At 68.1% G+C, this 19584-nt stretch carries 21 protein-coding genes; 5 read left to right on the forward strand and 16 right to left on the reverse strand.

The features are described 5' to 3' along the window. Window positions 1-28: 28 nt before the first annotated feature. Window positions 29-592, forward strand: a complete 564-nt coding sequence (locus JOE30_RS01830; RefSeq protein ID WP_204869147.1) for a dTDP-4-dehydrorhamnose 3,5-epimerase family protein — start codon at window positions 29-31, stop codon at window positions 590-592. Between the two features lie 4 nt (window positions 593-596). Here the strand turns inward: JOE30_RS01830 and JOE30_RS01835 are convergent, their stop codons facing one another. From JOE30_RS01835 to ligD, 5 genes are all read right to left on the reverse strand, one after another. Next, window positions 597-1634, reverse strand: coding sequence for an NAD(P)-dependent oxidoreductase (locus JOE30_RS01835; protein WP_204869148.1), 1038 nt, complete (start codon window positions 1632-1634; stop codon window positions 597-599). A gap of 5 nt (window positions 1635-1639) precedes the next feature. After that, window positions 1640-2323 (reverse strand): PIG-L deacetylase family protein, encoded by a 684-nt coding sequence (locus JOE30_RS01840; RefSeq protein ID WP_204869149.1) that lies wholly within the window; start codon window positions 2321-2323, stop codon window positions 1640-1642. Further along, complete coding sequence (locus JOE30_RS01845; RefSeq protein ID WP_204869150.1) at window positions 2320-3129, reverse strand: glucose-1-phosphate cytidylyltransferase; 810 nt, start codon at window positions 3127-3129, stop codon at window positions 2320-2322. The genes JOE30_RS01840 and JOE30_RS01845 overlap by 4 nt, the downstream gene beginning before the upstream one ends. After that, a complete protein-coding gene (locus tag JOE30_RS01850; RefSeq protein ID WP_204869151.1) occupies window positions 3126-4382 on the reverse strand; it encodes a class I SAM-dependent methyltransferase in 1257 nt (418 codons plus the stop codon). The genes JOE30_RS01845 and JOE30_RS01850 overlap by 4 nt, the downstream gene beginning before the upstream one ends. A 201-nt stretch (window positions 4383-4583) precedes the next feature. After that, window positions 4584-5537: a non-homologous end-joining DNA ligase gene (gene ligD / locus JOE30_RS01855; RefSeq protein ID WP_204869152.1), complete on the reverse strand. Its 954-nt coding sequence runs from the start codon at window positions 5535-5537 to the stop codon at window positions 4584-4586. Window positions 5538-5610: 73 nt separating this feature from the next. Here ligD and JOE30_RS01860 point away from each other — a divergent pair, with 73 nt between their 5' ends. After that, on the forward strand, window positions 5611-5931 hold the full coding sequence (locus JOE30_RS01860; RefSeq protein ID WP_204869153.1) for a putative quinol monooxygenase: 321 nt from the start codon (window positions 5611-5613) through the stop codon (window positions 5929-5931). On the opposite strand, the gene JOE30_RS01865 is transcribed toward JOE30_RS01860, so the two are convergent. Together JOE30_RS01865 and JOE30_RS01870 are read right to left on the reverse strand one after the other, a co-directional pair. Further along, a complete protein-coding gene (locus tag JOE30_RS01865) occupies window positions 5928-6839 on the reverse strand; it encodes an alpha/beta fold hydrolase (RefSeq protein WP_245217934.1) in 912 nt (303 codons plus the stop codon). The genes JOE30_RS01860 and JOE30_RS01865 overlap by 4 nt on opposite strands. Further along, window positions 6836-7417, reverse strand: coding sequence for a TetR/AcrR family transcriptional regulator (locus JOE30_RS01870; RefSeq protein WP_204869155.1), 582 nt, complete (start codon window positions 7415-7417; stop codon window positions 6836-6838). Before JOE30_RS01870 ends, JOE30_RS01865 begins: the two co-directional genes overlap by 4 nt. Before the next feature lie 54 nt (window positions 7418-7471). Between JOE30_RS01870 and JOE30_RS01875 the strand changes: the two genes are divergently transcribed. Next, window positions 7472-8386: an oxygenase MpaB family protein gene (locus JOE30_RS01875; protein ID WP_204869156.1), complete on the forward strand. Its 915-nt coding sequence runs from the start codon at window positions 7472-7474 to the stop codon at window positions 8384-8386. 142 nt (window positions 8387-8528) lie between these two features. Then, window positions 8529-9365, forward strand: a complete 837-nt coding sequence (locus JOE30_RS01880; protein ID WP_307806026.1) for a DUF559 domain-containing protein — start codon at window positions 8529-8531, stop codon at window positions 9363-9365. 69 nt (window positions 9366-9434) lie between these two features. On the opposite strand, the gene JOE30_RS01885 is transcribed toward JOE30_RS01880, so the two are convergent. Both JOE30_RS01885 and groL read right to left on the reverse strand, forming a co-directional pair. Continuing rightward, window positions 9435-9926, reverse strand: a complete 492-nt coding sequence (locus JOE30_RS01885; protein ID WP_204869158.1) for an alpha/beta hydrolase — start codon at window positions 9924-9926, stop codon at window positions 9435-9437. Window positions 9927-10027: 101 nt separating this feature from the next. Beyond that, a complete protein-coding gene (gene groL / locus JOE30_RS01890; RefSeq protein ID WP_027506274.1) occupies window positions 10028-11653 on the reverse strand; it encodes a chaperonin GroEL in 1626 nt (541 codons plus the stop codon). 363 nt (window positions 11654-12016) lie between these two features. Between groL and JOE30_RS01895 the strand changes: the two genes are divergently transcribed. Beyond that, window positions 12017-13507, forward strand: a complete 1491-nt coding sequence (locus JOE30_RS01895) for an amino acid permease (RefSeq protein ID WP_371831696.1) — start codon at window positions 12017-12019, stop codon at window positions 13505-13507. Here the strand turns inward: JOE30_RS01895 and JOE30_RS01900 are convergent. The 7 genes from JOE30_RS01900 to JOE30_RS01930 all read right to left on the reverse strand — a co-directional run bounded on the left by JOE30_RS01900 (window position 13504) and on the right by JOE30_RS01930 (window position 19576). Then, window positions 13504-14406 (reverse strand): serine/threonine-protein kinase, encoded by a 903-nt coding sequence (locus JOE30_RS01900; RefSeq protein WP_204869159.1) that lies wholly within the window; start codon window positions 14404-14406, stop codon window positions 13504-13506. The two genes, JOE30_RS01895 and JOE30_RS01900, sit on opposite strands and share 4 nt — an antisense overlap. Beyond that, a complete protein-coding gene (locus tag JOE30_RS01905; RefSeq protein ID WP_204869160.1) occupies window positions 14406-15200 on the reverse strand; it encodes an HAD-IIA family hydrolase in 795 nt (264 codons plus the stop codon). Before JOE30_RS01905 ends, JOE30_RS01900 begins: the two co-directional genes overlap by 1 nt. Window positions 15201-15218: 18 nt before the next feature. Continuing rightward, a complete protein-coding gene (locus JOE30_RS01910; protein ID WP_204870861.1) occupies window positions 15219-15401 on the reverse strand; it encodes a hypothetical protein in 183 nt (60 codons plus the stop codon). Window positions 15402-15406: 5 nt separating this feature from the next. Further along, the gene (locus JOE30_RS01915) at window positions 15407-15940 is read right to left on the reverse strand and encodes a DUF6764 family protein (protein ID WP_371831736.1); all 534 of its coding nucleotides are present in this window, start codon (window positions 15938-15940) and stop codon (window positions 15407-15409) included. A gap of 117 nt (window positions 15941-16057) precedes the next feature. Further along, window positions 16058-16402 (reverse strand): UBP-type zinc finger domain-containing protein, encoded by a 345-nt coding sequence (locus tag JOE30_RS01920; protein ID WP_204869162.1) that lies wholly within the window; start codon window positions 16400-16402, stop codon window positions 16058-16060. After that, entirely contained in the window at window positions 16399-17853 is a 1455-nt protein-coding gene (locus JOE30_RS01925) for an ATP-binding protein (RefSeq protein WP_204869163.1), read from the reverse strand. The genes JOE30_RS01920 and JOE30_RS01925 overlap by 4 nt, the downstream gene beginning before the upstream one ends. A gap of 31 nt (window positions 17854-17884) precedes the next feature. Further along, the gene (locus JOE30_RS01930) at window positions 17885-19576 is read right to left on the reverse strand and encodes an FAD-dependent oxidoreductase (RefSeq protein ID WP_204869164.1); all 1692 of its coding nucleotides are present in this window, start codon (window positions 19574-19576) and stop codon (window positions 17885-17887) included. Between the last annotated feature and the right edge of the window lie 8 nt (window positions 19577-19584).

Here is a 19584-nt window from a genome sequence, read left to right on the forward strand (position 1 = left end):
GGGAGCACCCGTCGGAGAGACTGGACTCATGCGCGTCCAGACCACACCTCTGCGAGATGTCCTGCTGTTCCTGCCGACCCCGCATCGGGACGACCGCGGCTTCTTCACGAGGACGTTCGACACCGAGATCTTCGACGCGGCGATCGCCGAGCACACGACACTCTCGACGCGGGCCGCCGATTTCCGTCAGGATTCCCAGTCGCGTTCCGCTGCCGGGGTTCTGCGCGGTCTGCACGGCCGGGGTGGCCGCGGCGAGGCCAAGTTGGTGCGGTGCGCCCGTGGCGCCGTCCAGGACGTCCTGGTGGACACTCGGACGGAGTCGCCCACCTTCGGTGAGTGGTTCGACGTCGTGCTCGACGACGTGGAGTGCGCGCACCTGTTCGTGCCCCCCGGTTTCCTGCACGGCTTCCTCACCCTCGGCGAGACCGCAGACGTGTGCTACCGGATCGACCGTCCGCACGAACCCTCCGAGGACGTGGGCGTCCGGTGGGACGACGCGGATCTGGCGATCCGCTGGCGCGGGACGCCGAACATCGTGAGCGACCGGGACGCGGCGGCACGCTCCTGGCGAGACCTCGTCGCCGGCGGGTGATCTCTCACGCACTGCCGACACCCACCCGCGTCCTGCGGAGGTTCTCGTCGATCGCGCCGGTCCGCTGGAGCTCGGTGACGCGGGCGAGACGCGTGAAGCGCTGCGCCAGTGCGTCCGCGGTGAGACCGTGGCGGGCGTAGGCGGCGAACAGTTCCTCCGCACCGGCTCGAACACTCCACTCGGGGACGAAGGCGGGCAGCACCTCTCGCGCCGCGGAGAAGTCGACGCGGTAGGACCGAGGGTCGGCCCCGTATTCTCCGGTGACCACCACCTCCGCGCCCGTCACGTCGGCGACCGTCTCGGCGATGTCGCGCACCGTGACGTTGTTCGCCTCGGTGCCGATGTTCAACGCGCGGTTCCGAATTCGATCGACCGGCGCCTCGAGTGCGGCCGCGAAGGCGTGCGCGATGTCCCGCGCGTGCACGAGAGGGCGCCACGGCGTGCCGTCGGACTTGACGACGATGCGTCCGGTGAGGAACGCCGACGCCGTGAGATCGTTGACCACGATGTCCGCCCGCAGCCGCGGTGAGTAACCGAAGGCCGTGGCGTTACGGAGAAACACCGGCGCGAAGCTGTCGTCCGCCATGGCCGCGACGTCGTCCTCGACGCGTACCTTGCTCACGGCGTAGGGGGTGAGGGGTCTCAGTACCGCATCCTCCGTGACTGCGTCCTGACCGGCGGCGCCGTAGACCGAACAGGTGGACGCGTACAGGAACCGGCCCACCCCCGCATCCTTCGCGGCACGTGCGAGACGCACGGAGGCATGGTGATTGATGTCGTGCGTGATCTCCGGCGCCAGCGTGCCGAGCGGATCGTTCGACAGTGCGGCGAGGTGAATCACCGCGTCGAAGCCCGCGAGATCGGCGGCGACGACATCGCGCAGATCCGTTGCCAGAGTGACCGGATCCACGAGAGCGTCACCGAGCACGCAGTCGGCGAACAGGCCACTGTCGAGGCCCACCACGGTGTGACCACACTCCTGCAGGAGGGGAACCATGACGGTGCCGAGGTAACCCTGGTGTCCGGTGACGAGTACACGCATGCTGTTCACGACCCTTTCGTCTGTGGTGTCGGACGGTCCGACGGCCGGTGCCCGGTGTGCAGAATCATCTTCTCGACGACGAACGCCTCCGCATATCTGCTGCGGCACTGCACACCTCGCACGCGCGCCAGACCGAGGAAGGTCTCGGCGTCGTACCAGTCATGGTGATGCTGCGACGGGTAGTGGAGCGACAACAGTTCCGCTTTACGCTCGGCCACGGCGTCGTCGAGCGGATGATAGAGGCCGGGCGTCGGAAGATCGGACTCCCATTTGACGATCTCGTATCCCAGAATCAGGTGATCGCGGAACACGGTTGGTACCGACTCCGCCAGCAGCCGGTGATCCTGGTGCGCATCGCGGCGCTGCGGCGCGAGGACGATGTCGGGTTCGCAGGTGCGGCGGAACGTCTCGAGGCCCTCCTTGACGGCGCTCCAGTGATCCGGGGTGCGGCCGTCGGGAATGTCGAGCACGGTGAGCGAGAGCGGACCGTCGGAACAGAAGTCCGACAGCGCTTTCCGTTCCTCGGCCTCTCGATCGGTGCCCCCGCCCGTCAGCACGAGAGCGTGCACCTGGACGTCTCCCGCCCGGGTGAGGTCGAGGAGCGTCCCTCCGGCGCCGATGGCGATGTCGTCGGGGTGCGCCCCGACGACGGCCACCGAGCGGACACGACCGGGGGACAGACCGATCATGCGACGACGCTCGACAATTCGGGCCGGTCCTGTGCGCCCTCCCACACCGCCCACGGGCGGATGCCGCGGCCGTAGTCGTTGTCCAGTTCCGCGCGTTCCTTGAAGGTGTCGGCAGGCTTCCAGAATCCCTCGTGCCGGTATCCGAACAGCTCGCCGCGACCTGCCAGCGCCATGCAGGCATCGCCGACCAGATCACCGCCCTCGGGAATGTGGTCGAAGACTTCCTGGCTGAGGACGAAGTAGCCGCCGTTCTCCCAGATCGGGAAACGGCTGACCGGAACGATGTCCTTGATCTCGCCGGTCTCGGACACGTCGACGCAGTGGAAGCTCGACTGCGGCGGCACCACCAGCATGGACGCCACGGCGCCCGACTCGTGGTAGCGCTCGATCATCGTGTCCAACGGGGCGTCCGTCAACACGTCGGAGTAGTTGGCGAGGAAGTACCGATCGCCGTCCAGGTGGTCACGGACGCGCCGCAACCTCTCGCCGATGGGCGACTCGACACCGGTGTCCACGAACGTGATCGACCAGTCGCTCATGTCCGTGCTCAGCAACTCGACCTTGCCGTCGCGCATGACGAAGTCGTTGGACTGCTCCTCGTGATAGTCCAGGAAGAACTGCTTGATCGCTGCCGCGCCGTAACCGAGGCACAGCACGAAGTCCTTGTGCCCGTAGTGGGCGTAGTACTTCATGATGTGCCAGAGGAGCGGACGGGGCCCGACCATCTGGAGGGGCTTCGGGATGTCGTCGTTGCGGTCGTTGCGCATGCGCATTCCGTAACCGCCACAGAACAGTACGACCTTCATGCCAGAGCCTCCGATGTGTCGAGCCGCCCGATGTCGGCGGTGTGGAGAACGGGGAGTGGGAACACGACGCGCCCACCCCACTCGGCGACGTAGCTCAGCTGCTCGGTGAGCTCGCTCTCGAGATTCCACGGCAGGACCAGGACCACGTCCGGACTATCCGCCGCGATGCGATCGGGATGGTGCACCGGGATTCGCGTTCCCGGGGTGAACCGACCGTGCTTGTAGGGATTGCGATCGACGGTGTACTCCAGCAGGTCCGTTCGGATTCCGCAGTAGTTGAGCAGGGTGTTGCCCTTGCCCGGCGCGCCGTAGCCGACCACTCGTTCACCCCGCCGACGACAGTCGAGGAGGAACTCGAGCAACGTCGCTCGGACCCCACGCGCCGCCTTCTCGAGCCCGCGGTAGCCGACCACGTGATGCAGTCCCGCGCGCTGCTCGGCCGCGAGCAGGTCGAGCGTGCGCTCGCTGGGCGGGCCGGCGTTCGCGGACGGGGTCGCCCAGATCCGGACGGAACCACCGTGGGTGGGCAGTTCCTCGACGTCCACGACGGTCAGGTCGCCCTTGGCGAGCGCCCTCGTCGCCGTCAGGACCGTCCAGTACTGGAAGTGCTCGTGGTAGACCGTGTCGAACTGCGCGTCGGCCACCAGGTGGAGGGCGTGGTGCACCTCGATGCTGACCATGCCGTGGTCCGACACCAGCGTGCGCAGCCCCTCGGTGAACCCCGCGACGTCCGGAATGTGGGCGTACACGTTGTTCGCGACCACCAGATCAGCCGGGCCGTGCGCGGCACGCACCCGCGCCGCGGTCGACGGATCGAGGAACGCGGTCTCCGTCGGAACGCCGGATTCACGCGCTGCCGCACCGACGTTCACGCTCGGCTCGATGCCGAGGCACCGGATCCCGGCGTCCACGACGTGCTGCAGGAGGTAGCCGTCGTTGCTCGCCACCTCGACCACGAACGACTCGTCGGACAGATCCAGGCGGCGCACGGACTCCTGCACGAATGTCCGGGCATGGTCGACCCAGCTGCTCGAGAACGACGAGAAGTACGCGTACTCGGTGAACGTCTCGGCCGGCGACACCAGAGCCGGAATCTGCAGTAGCAGGCACTCTCGGCAGAGTCGCAGGTGCAGGGGGTAGGTGGGCTCCGGATCGTCGAGTTGCGCTGCGGTGAGGAACGATTCGCACGGCGGTGTCGCGCCCAGGTCGAGGACACTCTCGAGGTCGGCGGATCCGCAGAGACGGCAGTGCATGAGCATTCCTCACTGGCAGGCCGCGCGTCCGTCTCGGGCCCCGACGACGGGATGGACCGGACGCACTGCTTGTACGATTTGCACGTATTCTGCCACAGAAAAAGACTCTATGCCGGTTTCAGGCCCCAAATCATTCGGTCGATCTACATCCGGCCACGGCGCGAATTGGTGAGAACACACAGCTCACAGGGGACGATCCGGTCACTCCTCGGGTTCGGTGAGCCCCGCCCGCTCGTCACGCTCGGCCCACTCGATCAGCGGGGCGATCGAGTACACGGCATCGTCGATTCCTGCGTGCAGATCACCGAGGTCCGCGAATCGGGACGGCACCGTGTACATGGTGAGGTCCCGCGGCTCCACGTCGGCGATCTCGTCCCACGTGATGGGCGTCGACACCGTCGCGTCCTGATTGCCGCGCACGGAGTACGCGCTGGCGATGGTGTGGTCACGGGCGTTCTGGTTGTAGTCGACGAACAGCTTCGTCGGGTCGCGGTCCTTGCGCCACCACGTCGTGGTCACGTCGTCCGGCACGCGCCGTTCCACCTCCCGGGCGAACGCCAGTGCGGCCCTGCGGACATCGGCGAAGCTCTGCTCGGGTGCGATCCGCACGTACACGTGCAACCCGTTGCCACCCGACGTCTTCGGCCACCCGACGGCACCGAGTTCGTCGAGCACCTCGCGCGCCACCGCCGCCACCCGGCGCACCCTGCCGAAGGAGCAGTCCGGCATCGGATCCAGGTCGATGCGCCACTCGTCCGGACTCTCCACGTCGGCACGTCGGCTGTTCCACGGATGGAACTCCACCGTCGACATCTGCACGGCCCAGATGACGTGCGCCAGTTCGGTGACGCAGAGTTCGTCGGCGGTGCGGTTGTAGCGCGGGAAGGTGACCCGCACCGTCTCCATCCAGTCCGGAGCGCCTTTCGGCAACCGCTTCTGGTGCACCTTCTCCCCGGCGAGACCGTCGGGGAACCGGTGCATCATGCAGGGCCGCTCCCGCAGCGCGCGCACGATGCCGTCGCCGACCGACAGGTAGTACTCGACGAGATCACGCTTGGTGGCGCCGCTCGCCGGGAAGTACACGCGGTCGGGATTGGACACCCGCACCGTGCGTCCGCTGACCTCGAGTTCGATCGCCGGTGACGTGGCTGCCATGACGCGATACTAGTGCGGGCCGAGGGGGTACACAGGAACACGTAGGAGTTTCGTACGAGCGAAGGAGCACCCCTTGATCTTCATCACCGCCAAGTTCCGAGTGAAGGCAGAACACGCGGACGACTGGCCCGAGATCTCTCGGGCCTTCACCGAGGCCTGCCAGGCGGAAGAGGGATGCCTCTGGTACTTCTGGTCGCGCACACTCGCCGATCCCACCGAGTACGTGCTGGTCGAAGCATTCCGCGACCCGGATGCCGGTGCGGCACACGTACAGTCGGACCATTTCAAGCAGGCACAGAAGGACCTCCCGCCCTACCTGCAGGAGACGCCGAAGATCGTCAGCACCGAGGTCGAGGGCACCGACTGGTCGGAGCTCGGCGAGCTCGCGGTCTAGTTCCGCGCGGCCACGATCTCGGCGAGCGTGCGGACGGCGTCGGCGAACACCCCGGGCAGTTCCTGCGGCGGGTTGTGGCCGGCGTCGACCGCACGCACGTCGACGAGATCCGTGAAGTGCGCGCCGTGATCGGGCGAGCTGTACAGCCCGGCGACCGTGTCCTCGGTTGGATCGAGTAGGACGGTCGGCACCGTGATCGACGGCTGCCCTGCGAGCGCGTCCTGTGTGGCCGCGTATCGCGGATCCCCCGGCGCGAGTCCGTACCGGTGCCGGTACGAGTGCACCGCGACGTCGACGAAGTCCGGGTTCTCGAACGATGGTGCGGTGGCGGCGAATTCGGAGTCCCCGAACCGCCACGTCGGCGACCAGTCGGTCCACAGCGTCTGCGCGATCTCGGCGCGGTAGGCGGCGAGACCGGCGCGACCCCGCTCGGAGTGCAGGTAGTACTGGTACCAGTACCGCTTCTCGAGGTGCGGCGGTGCCGGCGTCGCCACGGCACCCTCGATGTCCTGCACCAGGTAGCCGGACACGCTGACCAGACCCGACACCGACTCGGGCCACAGCGCCGCCACGGCGCATGCCGCGCGGCCACCCCAGTCGTAGCCGGCGACGATCGGGCGGTCGAGTGCCATCGCCCCGATGAGGTCGTGCAGATCGTGCGCCAACGCGGCCTGCTCTCCCGACCGCAGCGTGGTGTCCTCGACGAACCGCGTGGGCCCGAAGCCGCGCAGGTACGGCACCACCACGTCGGCACCCGTGTCCGCCAACAGTCGGGCGACGTCGTCGTAGGACCGGGTGTCGTACGGAAACCCGTGCAGCAACACGACCGGCGGACCGCTCGGGTCGCCGTACCGCTCGACGCCCACGTCGAGCACTCCTGCGCGCACCAGCTCCATGCTCGCCATCATGCCGTGCGTCGGTTGCTCGCGGACAGCACCAGGTCCGTGCAGTGGTCCACCAAGCGCTGCCGTTCCACCCCGATCTCGCCGTCGAGGTACGCCGTGAACAGGGCCGTCAGCGCCCCGACGACACCGGTGGCAGTCAGCAGGCGGTCGACGTCGTCCGACTCGGCGGGCAGAGCGTCGCCGATGAGCGCGACGAAGATCGGCATGGTGCGTCGCCCCCAGGTGCTCAGCGCCGGATCGGCGAACGGCGCCGACAACAGCACTCGGCCGTGTTCGGGACGGTCGATCATGAGCTCGACGAACGCGGTGACGGCGCGGCGTGCCCGCTCCTCCGGGCGGCGGGCCTGACCCACCGCGCGGACCAGTGCATCGCGCCCCTCCTCGGCCACGGCGGTGTACACCGTGCGGACGAACGAGTCGCGGTCGCCGAAGTTCTCGTAGAAGTAGCGCTCGGTCAACGACGCCCGCGAGCACACCGCCCGCACACTCACCGCGGGACCACCGACGGCTCCCAGTAGATCGATCCCGGCCGCGAGCAGCGCCGCGCGGCGCTGCTCGCGTCGCGCCTCGAGCGTGGTCACGTCGATGACACCTCACTGTTGACTGCCGTGCTCGCTCGACTCTACGGTGACAACATGCGTAGTCAGACGCTCGGCCCCGACTCCCTCACCTGGCGATGGTTCGGGGACTGGCGCGGGATCCTGCAGGGACCGTGGGCCGGCTCGATGCAGAACATGCACCCGGGTCTCGGCGCGGCCGTGAGCGAGCACTCGACGTTCGAGGTCGAACGCTGGGAGCGCGTCATGCGCTCGCTCTACCCCATCGGCGGCGTCGTGTTCGACGGTGACCGCGCACCCGAGACCGCGGAGCGGATCAGGCGCTACCACAACGACATCAGCGGACTCGATGCTCACGGGCGGCCGTACCACGCCCTCGATCCCGACATCTTCTACTGGGCACACGCCACGTTCTTCGTGGGCACCATGCTCACCGCCGAGTACTTCATGGGCGGCATCACCGAGGCCGAGCGCGAGCAGCTGTTCGACGAGCACCGACGGTGGTACGCCCTGTACGGCACAAGCATGCGCCCCGTGCCCGAGACGTGGTCCGACTTCCAGGCGTACTGGGACCGAATGTGCCGCACCGTGCTCGAGGACACCCCGGCCGCACGCCTGGTCCTCGACATGTCGTCCGTGCCGGTGCCGCCGTTCCTGCCGATACCCGAGTGGCTGTGGGCCCGGATGCGCCCGGTCGTCGACCGCACCTTCCGGCGCATCACCGTGGGGCTCTACGACCCGGCAATCCGAGACCTGTTGGGCTACAGGTGGACCGACCGAGACGAGCGCTGGCTGCGGCGCCTGGGCTTCCTGGTGAACGTGGCGTTCCGGGCCGTGCCGGCGCGGCGCCGCAAGCATCCGCGGGCGCGCGCCGGGCTGGACCGGGCCGCCGGCCGGATCCCCGTCACCGCCCCGCTGGTGGAGACCCCCGACCGCAACCTCCCGCCCCCGGGTCGTCGGCAGAACCCGCGGCACTACGTTCCCGGGCGCTGAGGAGCGTGCATTGTGGCCCACAAGTCGCACGAATCGATGGAATCCCGTCGATTCGTGTGACTTGTGGATGCTGAGGCACGGTTGTCCACAGGTGCGTTCCCACCCCTGGCGCCGCGGGTGCGTCCACGACCACACTCGACGGGTGGTCGTCCTGAGTCGAGCCGAGTTGCTGCGCAACGGAATCGGCAGAGGTGCCTTGTCGCGTCGCGTCAGGTCCGGCTCCCTGCACCGCCTGCTGCCCGCGGTCTACTCGACGACGCCGCCGAGCTACGAAGATCGGTGCCGTGCGGTCGTACTCTGGAAACCCGCCGCCGTCCTCAGCCACGACACCGCCGCTTGGCTGTGGGGCCTGCTCGAAGTGGAGCCCGTGACGGTGCACGCCACGGTGCCGCCGTCCGACTCCTACCGCGGCCCGGACTGGTCCGTGCTCCACCGGCGCCGGATCAGCACGGTCGTGTACCGAGACCTCCTACCCGTCGTGACGGCGGAGCAGTGCTTCGTCGACGTCGCGACGACCCTGGACACGGAGGCTCTGGAACGCTTCGTCGATCACGCACTCACGCGGCGCGTCCGATGGCGTGCGGTTGCGCAGGCCTGCGATGCGGCGCGGGGCATGCACGGTGTTCCTGCCGTGCGGGAACAGCTTCGACGCTGTTGTCCCCGCACGCTGTCCGAACCGGAACGACTGGTGGCAAGGGCGCTCGCTCGGCGCAACTTTCCCCTGGAGATCAACGGTGAAGTGGGCCCCTACTACGGAGATCTGGTCGACCGGCGAGGTCGAGTGATCGTCGAGATCGACGGCCGCGAGTTCCATATCGACCCGCACACGTTCACCCGAGACCGCGTACGCCAGAACGACCTCGTGTTGAGTGGGTGGCTGGTCCTGCGGTACTCGGTGGCGACCGTCATGGCGCAGACCGACGAGGTGGTGGACCAGATCGTCACAGAAGTCCGGCGCCGACGTCGAGCCCGTGCCTGACGTACCGCAACTCGCCCGGATCGACGGGATCCCGGTGATCCGGGCGAGTTGTGGACGCTGAGGCATCACCTACAGCCGCATCGACGCCACCACCTCCACGACGGCACCGTCGAACTGGTGCCCACCCCGCGGGTGTTCGACCACCCCAGCGTCGGGAAGCTGCGCGGAAGCCAGGGCCAGGTGGGAGAACGGCACCACGTCGTCGTCGCGGCAGTGGTGCAGGGTGAGCGACACCCCCGGCGGCACCGTCGGCCACTCGTACTGCGGGACGTCCCAGCCGGACGCGCTCCAGTCGGGCATCGCGAGCAACGTGGCCGCGGGAAACGGTACCGAGGCGAGCACGTGCAGCAGGACGGTGGCGCCGAAGGAGTGGGCGATCACGAGGTCGGGACTCGCCCCGAGGCTGCGGCGTATCTGCCCCGCCCACGCCTCGACGCTCATGTCGTCGCTCGGGATGCGGGGCATGTCGAGCGTCGCACCGAGCAGCGCGCCGAACTCCTCCGCCAGTGGCTCGTCGTCGTCCTCGCCGCCGGCGCCGTGGACGAACAGCAGTCGCGTCATACCGGTACCGACTCGACGGGGCACCGGAACTCACCGCGGAACGCCGAGAGCCGGCCACCCCGTGAGGGTGACCGGCTCTCGTGCGATCAGGGAGCGGGGACTCAGAAGTCCATGCCGCCCATGCCGCCGGTCGGATCGCCCGCGGGCGCTCCGGCCTTCTCCGGCTTGTCGGCGACGACGGCCTCGGTGGTGAGGAACAGAGCCGCGATCGACGCTGCGTTCTGCAGTGCCGAGCGGGTGACCTTGACCGGGTCGTTGATGCCGGCGGCGAGCAGGTCCTCGTACTCGTTGGTCGCGGCGTTGAGGCCGTGGCCGAGCGGGAGGTTGCGCACCTTCTCCGCGACGACGCCGGGCTCGAGGCCGGCGTTGAACGCGATCTGCTTCAGCGGTGCCTCGAGGGCGACGCGAACGATGTTCGCGCCGGTGGCCTCGTCGCCCGTGAGGTTCAGGTTCTCGAGTGCGGGAGCCGACTGCAGCAGCGCGACGCCACCACCGGCGACGATGCCCTCCTCGACAGCTGCCTTGGCGTTGCGCACGGCATCTTCGATGCGGTGCTTGCGCTCCTTGAGCTCGACCTCGGTGGCGGCACCGGCCTTGATGACTGCAACGCCACCGGCCAGCTTGGCCAGGCGCTCCTGCAGCTTCTCACGGTCGTAGTCCGAGTCGGAGTTCTCGATCTCGGAACGGATCTGCGAGACACGACCCGCGATGGCGTCGGCGTCGCCGGAGCCCTCGATGATGGTGGTCTCGTCCTTGGTCACGACGACCTTGCGAGCCTGGCCGAGCAGCTCGAGTCCGGCACCCTCGAGGGAGAGGCCGACCTCTTCGCTGATGACCTCGCCACCGGTGAGGATGGCGATGTCGGCGAGCTGCGCCTTGCGACGGTCACCGAAGCCCGGTGCCTTGACGGCGACGGACTTGAAGGTGCCGCGGATCTTGTTCACGACGAGGGTGGAGAGCGCTTCGCCCTCGACGTCCTCGGCGATGATGAGGAGCGGCTTGCCGGACTGGATGACCTTCTCCAGCAGGGGCAGCAGGTCCTTGACGGTGGAGACCTTCGAGCTGACGAGCAGGATGTACGCGTCCTCGAGGACGGCTTCCTGGCGCTCGGCGTCGGTGACGAAGTATCCCGAGATGTAGCCCTTGTCGAAGCGCATGCCCTCGGTGAGCTCGAGCTGCAGGCCGAAGGTGTTGGACTCCTCGACCGTGATGACGCCTTCCTTGCCGACCTTGTCCATGGCCTCGGCGATGAGCTCGCCGATGGACGCGTCGCCTGCGGAGATACCAGCGGTCGCAGCGATCTGCTCCTTGGTGTCGATCTCCTTGGCGGACTTCAGCAGGGACTCGGTGACAGCGGCGACGGCTGCCTCGATGCCGCGCTTGAGGCCGAGCGGGTTCGCGCCGGCTGCGACGTTGCGCAGGCCTTCGCGGACGAGTGCCTGAGCGAGAACGGTCGCGGTGGTGGTGCCGTCACCTGCGACGTCGTCGGTCTTCTTGGCGACCTCTTTGACCAGCTCTGCGCCGATCTTCTCGTACGGGTCCTCCAGCTCGATCTCCTTGGCGATGGACACACCATCGTTGGTGATCGTGGGGGCGCCCCACTTCTTCTCGAGTACGACGTTGCGACCCTTGGGGCCCAACGTCACCTTGACTGCGTCGGCGAGGCTGTTCAAGCCCCGTTCGAGGCCACGGCGTGCCTCTTCGTCGAACGCGATGATCTTGGCCATTGCGAAGTGATCCTCCGGATTGGGGTGACACACGAAGCGACCGCGGGTGGGTCGCTCCCTTTCCACATCCGGCCGAGTCGGTGCCCGCGACGGACGACCAGGGGTGTCGATGATTCCCGATCTCACCTCTTCGACCTGGCACTCACAGTACGCGAGTGCCAACCAGATTTCTAGCAGTCGAGGTGGTCGAGTGCAAGGTCGTCGTCGAACGGTCGTGATTCACACGGTGTTCACGTGCCGGAACGACGACCGACTCACGCGTGAGAAGAATGTGTGACGCGACCAGTTGTCGCCTGCCACAACAGAATCCACGCGAATCGGACATATCCACCCGCCCACCCCTGCGGACGAAAGGACCACATCGTGTCCGATGCAGTCGACACCGGTTACGACAACTCGGCGATGGCACACGAGGAGGAGGGCTACGACAAGGGCCTGAAACCTCGGCAACTGCAGATGATCGCCATCGGCGGCGCGATCGGCACCGGCCTGTTCCTCGGCGCGGGCGGCCGCCTCGAGTCCGCGGGCCCGGGCCTGTTCATCATCTACGCCGTCTGCGGCGTCTTCGTCTTCTTCATCCTCCGAGCGCTGGGCGAGCTGGTGCTCCACCGCCCGTCATCCGGATCGTTCGTCTCCTACGCCCGTGAGTTCTACGGCGAGAAGGCCGCCTACGCAGCCGGGTGGATGTACTTCCTCAACTGGGCGATGACGGCGATCGTCGACGTCACGGCCGTCGCGACGTACATGCACTACTGGGGCGCCTTCAAGGGCATCCCGCAGTGGACCATCGCCCTGATCGCGCTGGCCATCGTGCTCGCCGTGAACCTCGTGTCGGTGAAGTGGTTCGGCGAGATGGAGTTCTGGGCCGCCATGATCAAGGTCGCAGCGCTGGTGACCTTCCTGGTCGTCGGCACCGTCTTCCTCGCCGGTCGTTTCGACGTCGACGGCCAGTCGACCGGTTTCGGTGTCATCTCGGGCAACGGCGGCCTCTTCCCCACCGGGGCGTGGCCGCTGGTCATCGTCACGTCGGGTGTCGTCTTCGCCTACGCGGCCGTCGAGCTGGTCGGGACCGCGGCCGGCGAGACCGAGAACCCGGCGAAGGTGATGCCGCGGGCCATCAACTCCGTCATCGTCCGCATCGCACTGTTCTATGTGGGTTCGCTCGTCCTGTTGGCATTGCTGCTGCCGTACACGACGTACAAGTCGGGCGAGAGCCCCTTCGTCACGTTCTTCTCCCGCATCGGCATCGAGGGCGCCGGCACCATCATGAACATCGTCGTGGTCACCGCGGCGCTGTCCAGCCTCAACGCCGGCCTGTACTCCACGGGCCGGATCCTGCGGTCGATGGCCATGAACGGCAGCGCACCGTCGTTCACCGCCAAGATGAGCAAGAACGGCGTTCCGTTCGGCGGCATCCTGCTCACCGGCGCCCTGACCCTCCTCGGCGTCGCGCTCAACGCGTTCAAGCCCGGCGAGGCGTTCGAGATCGTGCTCAACATGTCGGCCCTGGGCATCATCGCCTCGTGGGCGACCATCGTGCTCTGCCAGCTGCAGCTCTACCGGTGGAGCCGCAAGGGCATCCTCGAACGGCCGTCGTTCCGGCTCTTCGGGGCGCCGTACACGAGTTACGCGACGCTCGCGTTCCTCGCCGCGGTGCTGGTCCTCATGGCGCTCGACGCGCCGATCGGGACGTGGACCGTCGCCACACTCGTCGTCATCGTGCCGATGCTCATCGGCGGCTGGTTCCTCGTCCGGGCCCGCGTCCTCAGCGTCGCCGAGGAACGGATGGGCTACACGGGCAATTACCCCGTCGTCGCGAACCGGCCGACGGATCCCGAGGCGCCGAGCAACTAGCGACGTCGGTACCAGCGCCGACCGGGCTCGGGTAGCGGGAAGGCCGGAGGCCGGTCGGGCTCGGGTGGCGTGTGGTCCCGCAGGGCCCGCGCCACCGCCACGCTCAGGTCGTGGCACGACCCGAACCGGTCCGCCGGCTCCTTGGCCATCGCACGCTGCACGACGGCGTCGAGGCGGGTCGGCAGGTCGGCCCGACGCGAGCTGACGGACGGCGGGGTCCGCCTCAGCTGGGCGTCCATGACGGCGAACGGAGTCGCGAGCGGGAACGGCGGCCGTCCCGTGAGCAGTTCGACGAGGGTGGCACCGAGCGCGTAGATGTCGGTGCGGGCGGTGAGCGTGTCGCCGCGCAGCAACTCGGGTGCCGCGTAGCCGATCGACGTCAGCACCGTCCCGTCGTCCGACACCAGCGGTGTCGGCGAGTTCGTCAGCCGGGCGATTCCCCAGTCCGACAGCAGGATCTGTTCCCGGTCGTCCGTGTCGGTCGAGAGCAGGACGTTGGCGGGCTTGACGTCCCGGTGCACGATGCCGAGGCCGTGCGCGTGATCGAGTGCGCTCGCCACGCCGTCGACGATGCGAGCGGCCCGGTGAACGTCCAGCGGTATCTGTCCGCGGGCGACGAGACGGGCGGCGCTGTATCCGTCGACGTGGCGCATCGACATCCACGGTCGACCGTGGAACTCGCCGTGATCGTGCGCCGCGACGATGTTCGGGTGCTGCAGCAGCGAGCCGATCCGCACCTCGGTCTCGAACGCGTCTCGCGGAGCGTCCGCACGCAGGATCTTCAGGGTCTCCGGCGGTGCCGATCCACGTCTGGCGAGATACACCTCGGCGGTGCCGCCGTGACCGAGCAGTCTCTCGACGCGGAACCCCGCGAACTCGGATCCCGGCCGCAGGACCACTACCGACCGATCTCCAGCACCGTCGGCAGGTCCGCGACGGAGTCGACGACGAACGCCGGTTGCATCGCGTACTGGTCGCGCGCGTGCCGGTCGAGGCGTTCCTGTCGGAACTTGCCCGTGCGGACCAACATGCCGCGCATGCCGACGACCTGGGCGGCGAGCACGTCGTTGTCGAGATCGTCCCCGACCATCACCACGAGGTCGGGATCGACGCCCATGCGTTCCGCCGACGTCTGGAAGCCGAGCGGCGCCGGCTTGCCGACGGCCGTCGCCGTGCGGCCGGACGCCGATTCCATGCCCGTCAGATACATGCCCGTGTCGATGCGCAGCCCCTCGGCCGTGGTCCACATGAGGCTGCGGTGCATCGCGACGACGGGCACGCCCTGGCACATCCAGTCGTAGACCCGGCTGAGCGCCTCGTGGGTGAACTGCTCGCCGGCGCCGCCGAGCACCACCACGTCCGGATCGCTGTCGACCCACTCCACACCGGGCAGATCGTCGGCGATCCTACCGCTGTTGAGGAGGACGCACCGCGCTCCGGGGTACCGCGTGCGCAGGTGGTCAGCGGTGAGAGTGGCCGCGGTGACGATCTCGTCGGCGTGCACCTCGATGCCCGCGTCGGTGAGCGCCTCGGAGATCTGCTCCCGTGTCTTCGACGTCGTGTTGGTCAGGAACGCGCACGCCACGTCGTTGCTGCGCAGCGTGCTCACCGTCTCCGCGGCCCCGGGTACGGGACGCCAACTGGTCATGAGCACACCGTCGATATCGAACAGCACCCCACCGATCGGACTCATGCGACGAGCCTAGTGCCGCTACGGGTTCGGGGCAGGATGGGCGGGTTCGACGTTCTCGGCCGGCCCCAGCGCCGCCGCCTGCAGTCCGTAGCCGCCCATACCGACGACAGTGCCGATCCACCACAGAGGCTCGCGGACCAGCGTGGTGATGGGTCCCAGCCGACCGACGGCGCAGAGCACCGCCAGCACGGTGGCGTTCACGACGGTTACAGACCGGCGATGCAGGACCGCCCGGTCGAGAGGTCGAGAGCGAAGGAGTTGAGACCGGCGCAGTTCACACCCGTGACCGTGCTGGCCGTGGCGCCGCCGCCGTAGCCGGCGATGGCGACCGAGGTGGCACCGTTCGTGGCGAAGGACTGCGAGATGCCGCCACCGAGGGAGTACGAGTACGAGGTACCCGCTCCCAGAACGGCACTCAGCGCGGTGCCGAAGCCGGTGGCGTTCGACGTCGAGCGCCCGCCGTCGGCGACGCTCACCGCGGTGCCACTCTCGGACGCCGACGACGTGGCGACGCCTGCGCCGGTGGCCTTGGCTCCGCAGCTGGCCGTGTCGCTCACCTGGATGTCGTTGGCCGCGGGCGGGGACACGCAGGTGACCGGGGCCGCGGACGCCACCCCGGTACCGAGGATCGCCCCTGCGGCGATGGTGGCGCCGACAGCGACGGATGCGCCGAGTCGCGTTGCACGAGAGGAACTTCGATCCGAGCGCGTAGCGTTGGAGAAGAAGGACGGGGTGGGGATGAACGACACGGACGGCTCCTGAGGCTGTGCGAGAGAATGCATCGTGCAATGCACCGCAGACCTTACCGCCCGCTCGTCCCTACCGGCGGGTAACTCCATAACGATTCGATGTTGGGTTCAGCGGACGTGGCGCTGCCAGTCCCAGGGGACCCGAGACGACGGTCCGGGTACCGTCTGGTCCATCGGATGGTGATGCGGCGCAGCGAGTTCGGGCCCGTCGAAGCCCTCCTCGGTGACGTAGTTCCAGAACCACGTCTCGCCGGGTTCGAACGACTGCACGACGGGATGACCGCTGGTCACGGCGTGGGCACTCGCGTGCTGCGACGGTGAGGAGTCACAGCATCCGACGTGGCCGCACTGAGCGCACCGACGCAGATGCACCCACCACCCGTCGGTGGCGTCGCACTCCACGCAGCCCGCACCACTGGGCGGTACCGCGGTGTCGATTCCGTTCGTGCTCATCCGACTTCCTCCTCTGCGGTCGGCATCGGCGCCCCGGCCGGGCCGTCGATCGGTATCCGCACCTGAAACCGGGTGTCTCCCGGCTCCGACAGCAACCGGAGGTCGCCGCCGTGCTTCTTCACCACGATCCGCCACGAGATGTCGAGACCCAGTCCGGTGCCCTCACCCACCGGCTTGGTGGTGAAGAACGGTTCGAAGATGCGGGACCGGATCGCCTCGGGCACCCCCGGGCCGGTGTCCCCGATCTCGATCAGAGCCGTGTCGTTCTCCCGCGCGGTGCGCAGGGTGAGTGTTCCGTGACCGTCCATGGCCTGCACCGCGTTGTCGATGAGGTTGGTCCACACCTGGTTGAGCTCCGCGGCGTACGCCGCGACGGGAGGCAGTGCCGGGTCGAAGTCCTTGACCACCGTGATGTCGTCGCCGATCTTGCGGCCGAGCATCACCAGGGTGCTCTTGAGGAGGACCCGCAGATCCACCTTCTGGAACGGCGCACGATCCATCTGCGAATACTGCTTCGCGGCGTTGACCAGCGTCGACACCCTGGTGGTGGAGTCGGAGATCTCGTTCATGAGCAGTTCGGTCTCGATGGTGTAGTTCAGCCAGCGGATCGTGCTCTCGAGAAGCTCCGCCCCCGTGTCCGCGGCGACACGCTCGAGCCAGTCGGCCTCGATACCGGCCTGCACGAACGTCGGGGCGAGGTCCCACCCGTCGGTGATGCCGTGATCCTCGAACCACTCCCCCAACGCGTCCTCCCGGTCGGAGGCCTCCATGGGAGTGAGCTCCGGCGCCTTGCCCACCAATTCGGCGGCCTCGTCCTGCAGCCGGATCAGACCCGTCAGGGAGTCGGTGTCGTAGACGCCCGAGGCGATGACGCCGAGTTTGCGCCGCATGTGCGACACCCGGTCCCGCAGCGCCGCCGTCGCGCGGACCGCCGCGGCGGCCGGGTTGTTCAGCTCGTGCGTCAGACCGGCCGACAGGGACCCCAGCGCCAGCAACCGTTCCCGCTGGTCGATGACCTGCTTGCTGCTCTGCTGTCCGAAGAACAGTCCTTCGAGCATGTGGACCGCCATGGGAAACCACTCGCGTACCAGGTTCCCGAACCGCTCTGCATCGAGCACGAAGAAGCGGGACGGACGCGTCACGTCCATGCCCGACATGTACTTCTGCGGGGCGCGGTCCCCGAGGTATGCCTGCCACGCACCCGCGTAGACGCCCCGCGACGACGTGCGATTCACCTCGATCTTCTCGCCACCCGACATCTTGGTCAGCACCAGCTCACCGTCGAGGAGCACGTAGAAGCACGTGGCGTCGTCGCCCTCGGCGAACACGGGACCGGCTTCGATCATCTCCACGTGCCCGTTGGCGCACAGTTGCTCGAGCTGCTCGTCTGCGAGCGACTCGAAGAGAAACAGCGTCTTCAGTTCCTCTGTGCTGCAGTCGAGTTCGGCCATGATGATCCAGCTCCCGGGACGTGTGCGGTGGTCAGGGTTGGGCGAGATAAGGGTGGACGAGCATGACGGCCATCGCACCCTCACCGACGGCCGACGCGACGCGCTTGGCGGAGTCCGCGCGCACGTCGCCCGCCGCGAAGATGCCGGGCACGCTGGTCTCGAGGTGGTGCGGTGCGCGGTCGACCGACCACCCCGGCGGGCGGGCCCCGTCGACCGTGAGGTCCTGGCCCGAGACGACGAAGCCGTGGCGGTCGCGCACCACCACACCGTCCAGCCACTCGGTTCGCGGCGCCGCCCCGATGAAGAGGAAGAGGTAGCCGGTGTCGACGGTCTCCTCGGCGCCGGAGACCCTGTCGCGCAGGGTGATCTGTTCGAGGTGGCCGTCGCCGTGCGCGGCGGTCACCTCGGTGCAGGGGCGGACGGAGATGACAGGGTTATTCTCGATCTGCTGCACGAGGTAGTACGACATCGACGCCTCGAGCGACTCCGCGCGCACGACGATGGTGACGGACTTCGCCCACTTCGACAGATACATCGCGGCCTGCCCTGCCGAGTTGGCACCGCCGACGATGTAGACGTCCTGTCCCGTGCACCCGACCGCTTCGGTCACCGCGGACCCGTAGAACACGCCGCGACCCGCGAAGTCGTCGACACCCGCCGCGGGATGCCGGCGATACGAGACTCCCGTGGCCAGGATGATCGAGTGCGCGGCGATCGCACTGCCGTCGGTCAACCGGACGAGGCGCGCAGGTCCGTCCACTTCGAGGCCGGCGACCTCACGGGTGGTGATCAGCTCGGCGCCGAACTTCTCCGCCTGCCGACGCGCACGTTCGGCCAACTGTGCCCCGGAGACTCCGTCGGGAAATCCCAGGTAGTTCTCGATGCGCGAGCTCTGGCCCGCCTGCCCACCCGTCGCGGTGCGCTCGACGAGGACCGTCCGGAGACCTTCGGACGCGCCGTAGACGGCCGCGCCCAGGCCGGCGGGCCCACCGCCCACGACGACGAGGTCGTAGAAGTCCTCCGCCGGCGTGGTGCCCAGACCGAAGTACTCGGCCAACTCGGTGTCGGTGGGGTCGAGCAGACACGATCCGTCGGCGCACACCACCACCGGCAGGGTGCGATCGTCGTGGCCCGCCGCCGCCAGCAGACGCGCTCCCTCGGGTTCGTCCGCGAGGAACCACCGGTACGGAAGCCTGTTACGGGCGAGGAATTCGCGCATCTCCGACGATCGAGACGCCCACCGACCAGCGATGATCTTCGTCTCCAGAATGGGCCGGATGTCCGCGGCGTGCCACGCGTCGAGCAGCGTGTCCACCACCGGGTACAGCTTCTCCTCCGGCGGGTCCCACGGCTTGAGCAGGTAGTAGTCCAGGTCGACGACATTGATCGCCTCGATCGCGGCATCGGTGTCCGCGTATGCCGTGAGGAGCACGCGCCGCGCGAACGGGAAGATGTCCATGGCCTGCTCGAGGAACTCGAGACCGCTCATGGACGGCATGCGGTAGTCCGCGAGCAGCACCGCGACCTGGTCACCGCGCAACGCGATCTCTCGCAACGCCCCCAGGGCGGACTCCCCGGACTCCGCCCGGATGATGCGGTACTTCTCGCCGTACTTGCGCCGCAGATCGCGGGCGACGGCGCGGGACACCCCGGGATCGTCGTCCACGGTGAGGATGGCCGGCTTGCTCGCGCCGGCAGAACTTCGGGGAGCTGGGTCGCTCACGAACCCGC

The organism is Rhodococcus sp. PvP016 (assembly GCF_017832185.1).
Lineage (GTDB): Bacteria > Actinomycetota > Actinomycetes > Mycobacteriales > Mycobacteriaceae > Rhodococcoides.

Coding starts and splice junctions, on each gene's coding strand:
- JOE30_RS01830 (WP_204869147.1), top strand. CDS start 29: ATGCGCGTCCAGACCACACCTCTGCGAGATGTCCTGCTGTTCCTGCCG.
- JOE30_RS01835 (WP_204869148.1), bottom strand. CDS start 1,634: ATGCGTGTACTCGTCACCGGACACCAGGGTTACCTCGGCACCGTCATG.
- JOE30_RS01840 (WP_204869149.1), bottom strand. CDS start 2,323: ATGATCGGTCTGTCCCCCGGTCGTGTCCGCTCGGTGGCCGTCGTCGGG.
- JOE30_RS01845 (WP_204869150.1), bottom strand. CDS start 3,129: ATGAAGGTCGTACTGTTCTGTGGCGGTTACGGAATGCGCATGCGCAAC.
- JOE30_RS01850 (WP_204869151.1), bottom strand. CDS start 4,382: ATGCACTGCCGTCTCTGCGGATCCGCCGACCTCGAGAGTGTCCTCGAC.
- ligD (WP_204869152.1), bottom strand. CDS start 5,537: ATGGCAGCCACGTCACCGGCGATCGAACTCGAGGTCAGCGGACGCACG.
- JOE30_RS01865 (WP_245217934.1), bottom strand. CDS start 6,839: ATGATGGCGAGCATGGAGCTGGTGCGCGCAGGAGTGCTCGACGTGGGC.
- JOE30_RS01875 (WP_204869156.1), top strand. CDS start 7,472: ATGCGTAGTCAGACGCTCGGCCCCGACTCCCTCACCTGGCGATGGTTC.
- JOE30_RS01885 (WP_204869158.1), bottom strand. CDS start 9,926: ATGACGCGACTGCTGTTCGTCCACGGCGCCGGCGGCGAGGACGACGAC.
- groL (WP_027506274.1), bottom strand. CDS start 11,653: ATGGCCAAGATCATCGCGTTCGACGAAGAGGCACGCCGTGGCCTCGAA.
- JOE30_RS01905 (WP_204869160.1), bottom strand. CDS start 15,200: ATGAGTCCGATCGGTGGGGTGCTGTTCGATATCGACGGTGTGCTCATG.
- JOE30_RS01920 (WP_204869162.1), bottom strand. CDS start 16,402: ATGAGCACGAACGGAATCGACACCGCGGTACCGCCCAGTGGTGCGGGC.
- JOE30_RS01925 (WP_204869163.1), bottom strand. CDS start 17,853: ATGGCCGAACTCGACTGCAGCACAGAGGAACTGAAGACGCTGTTTCTC.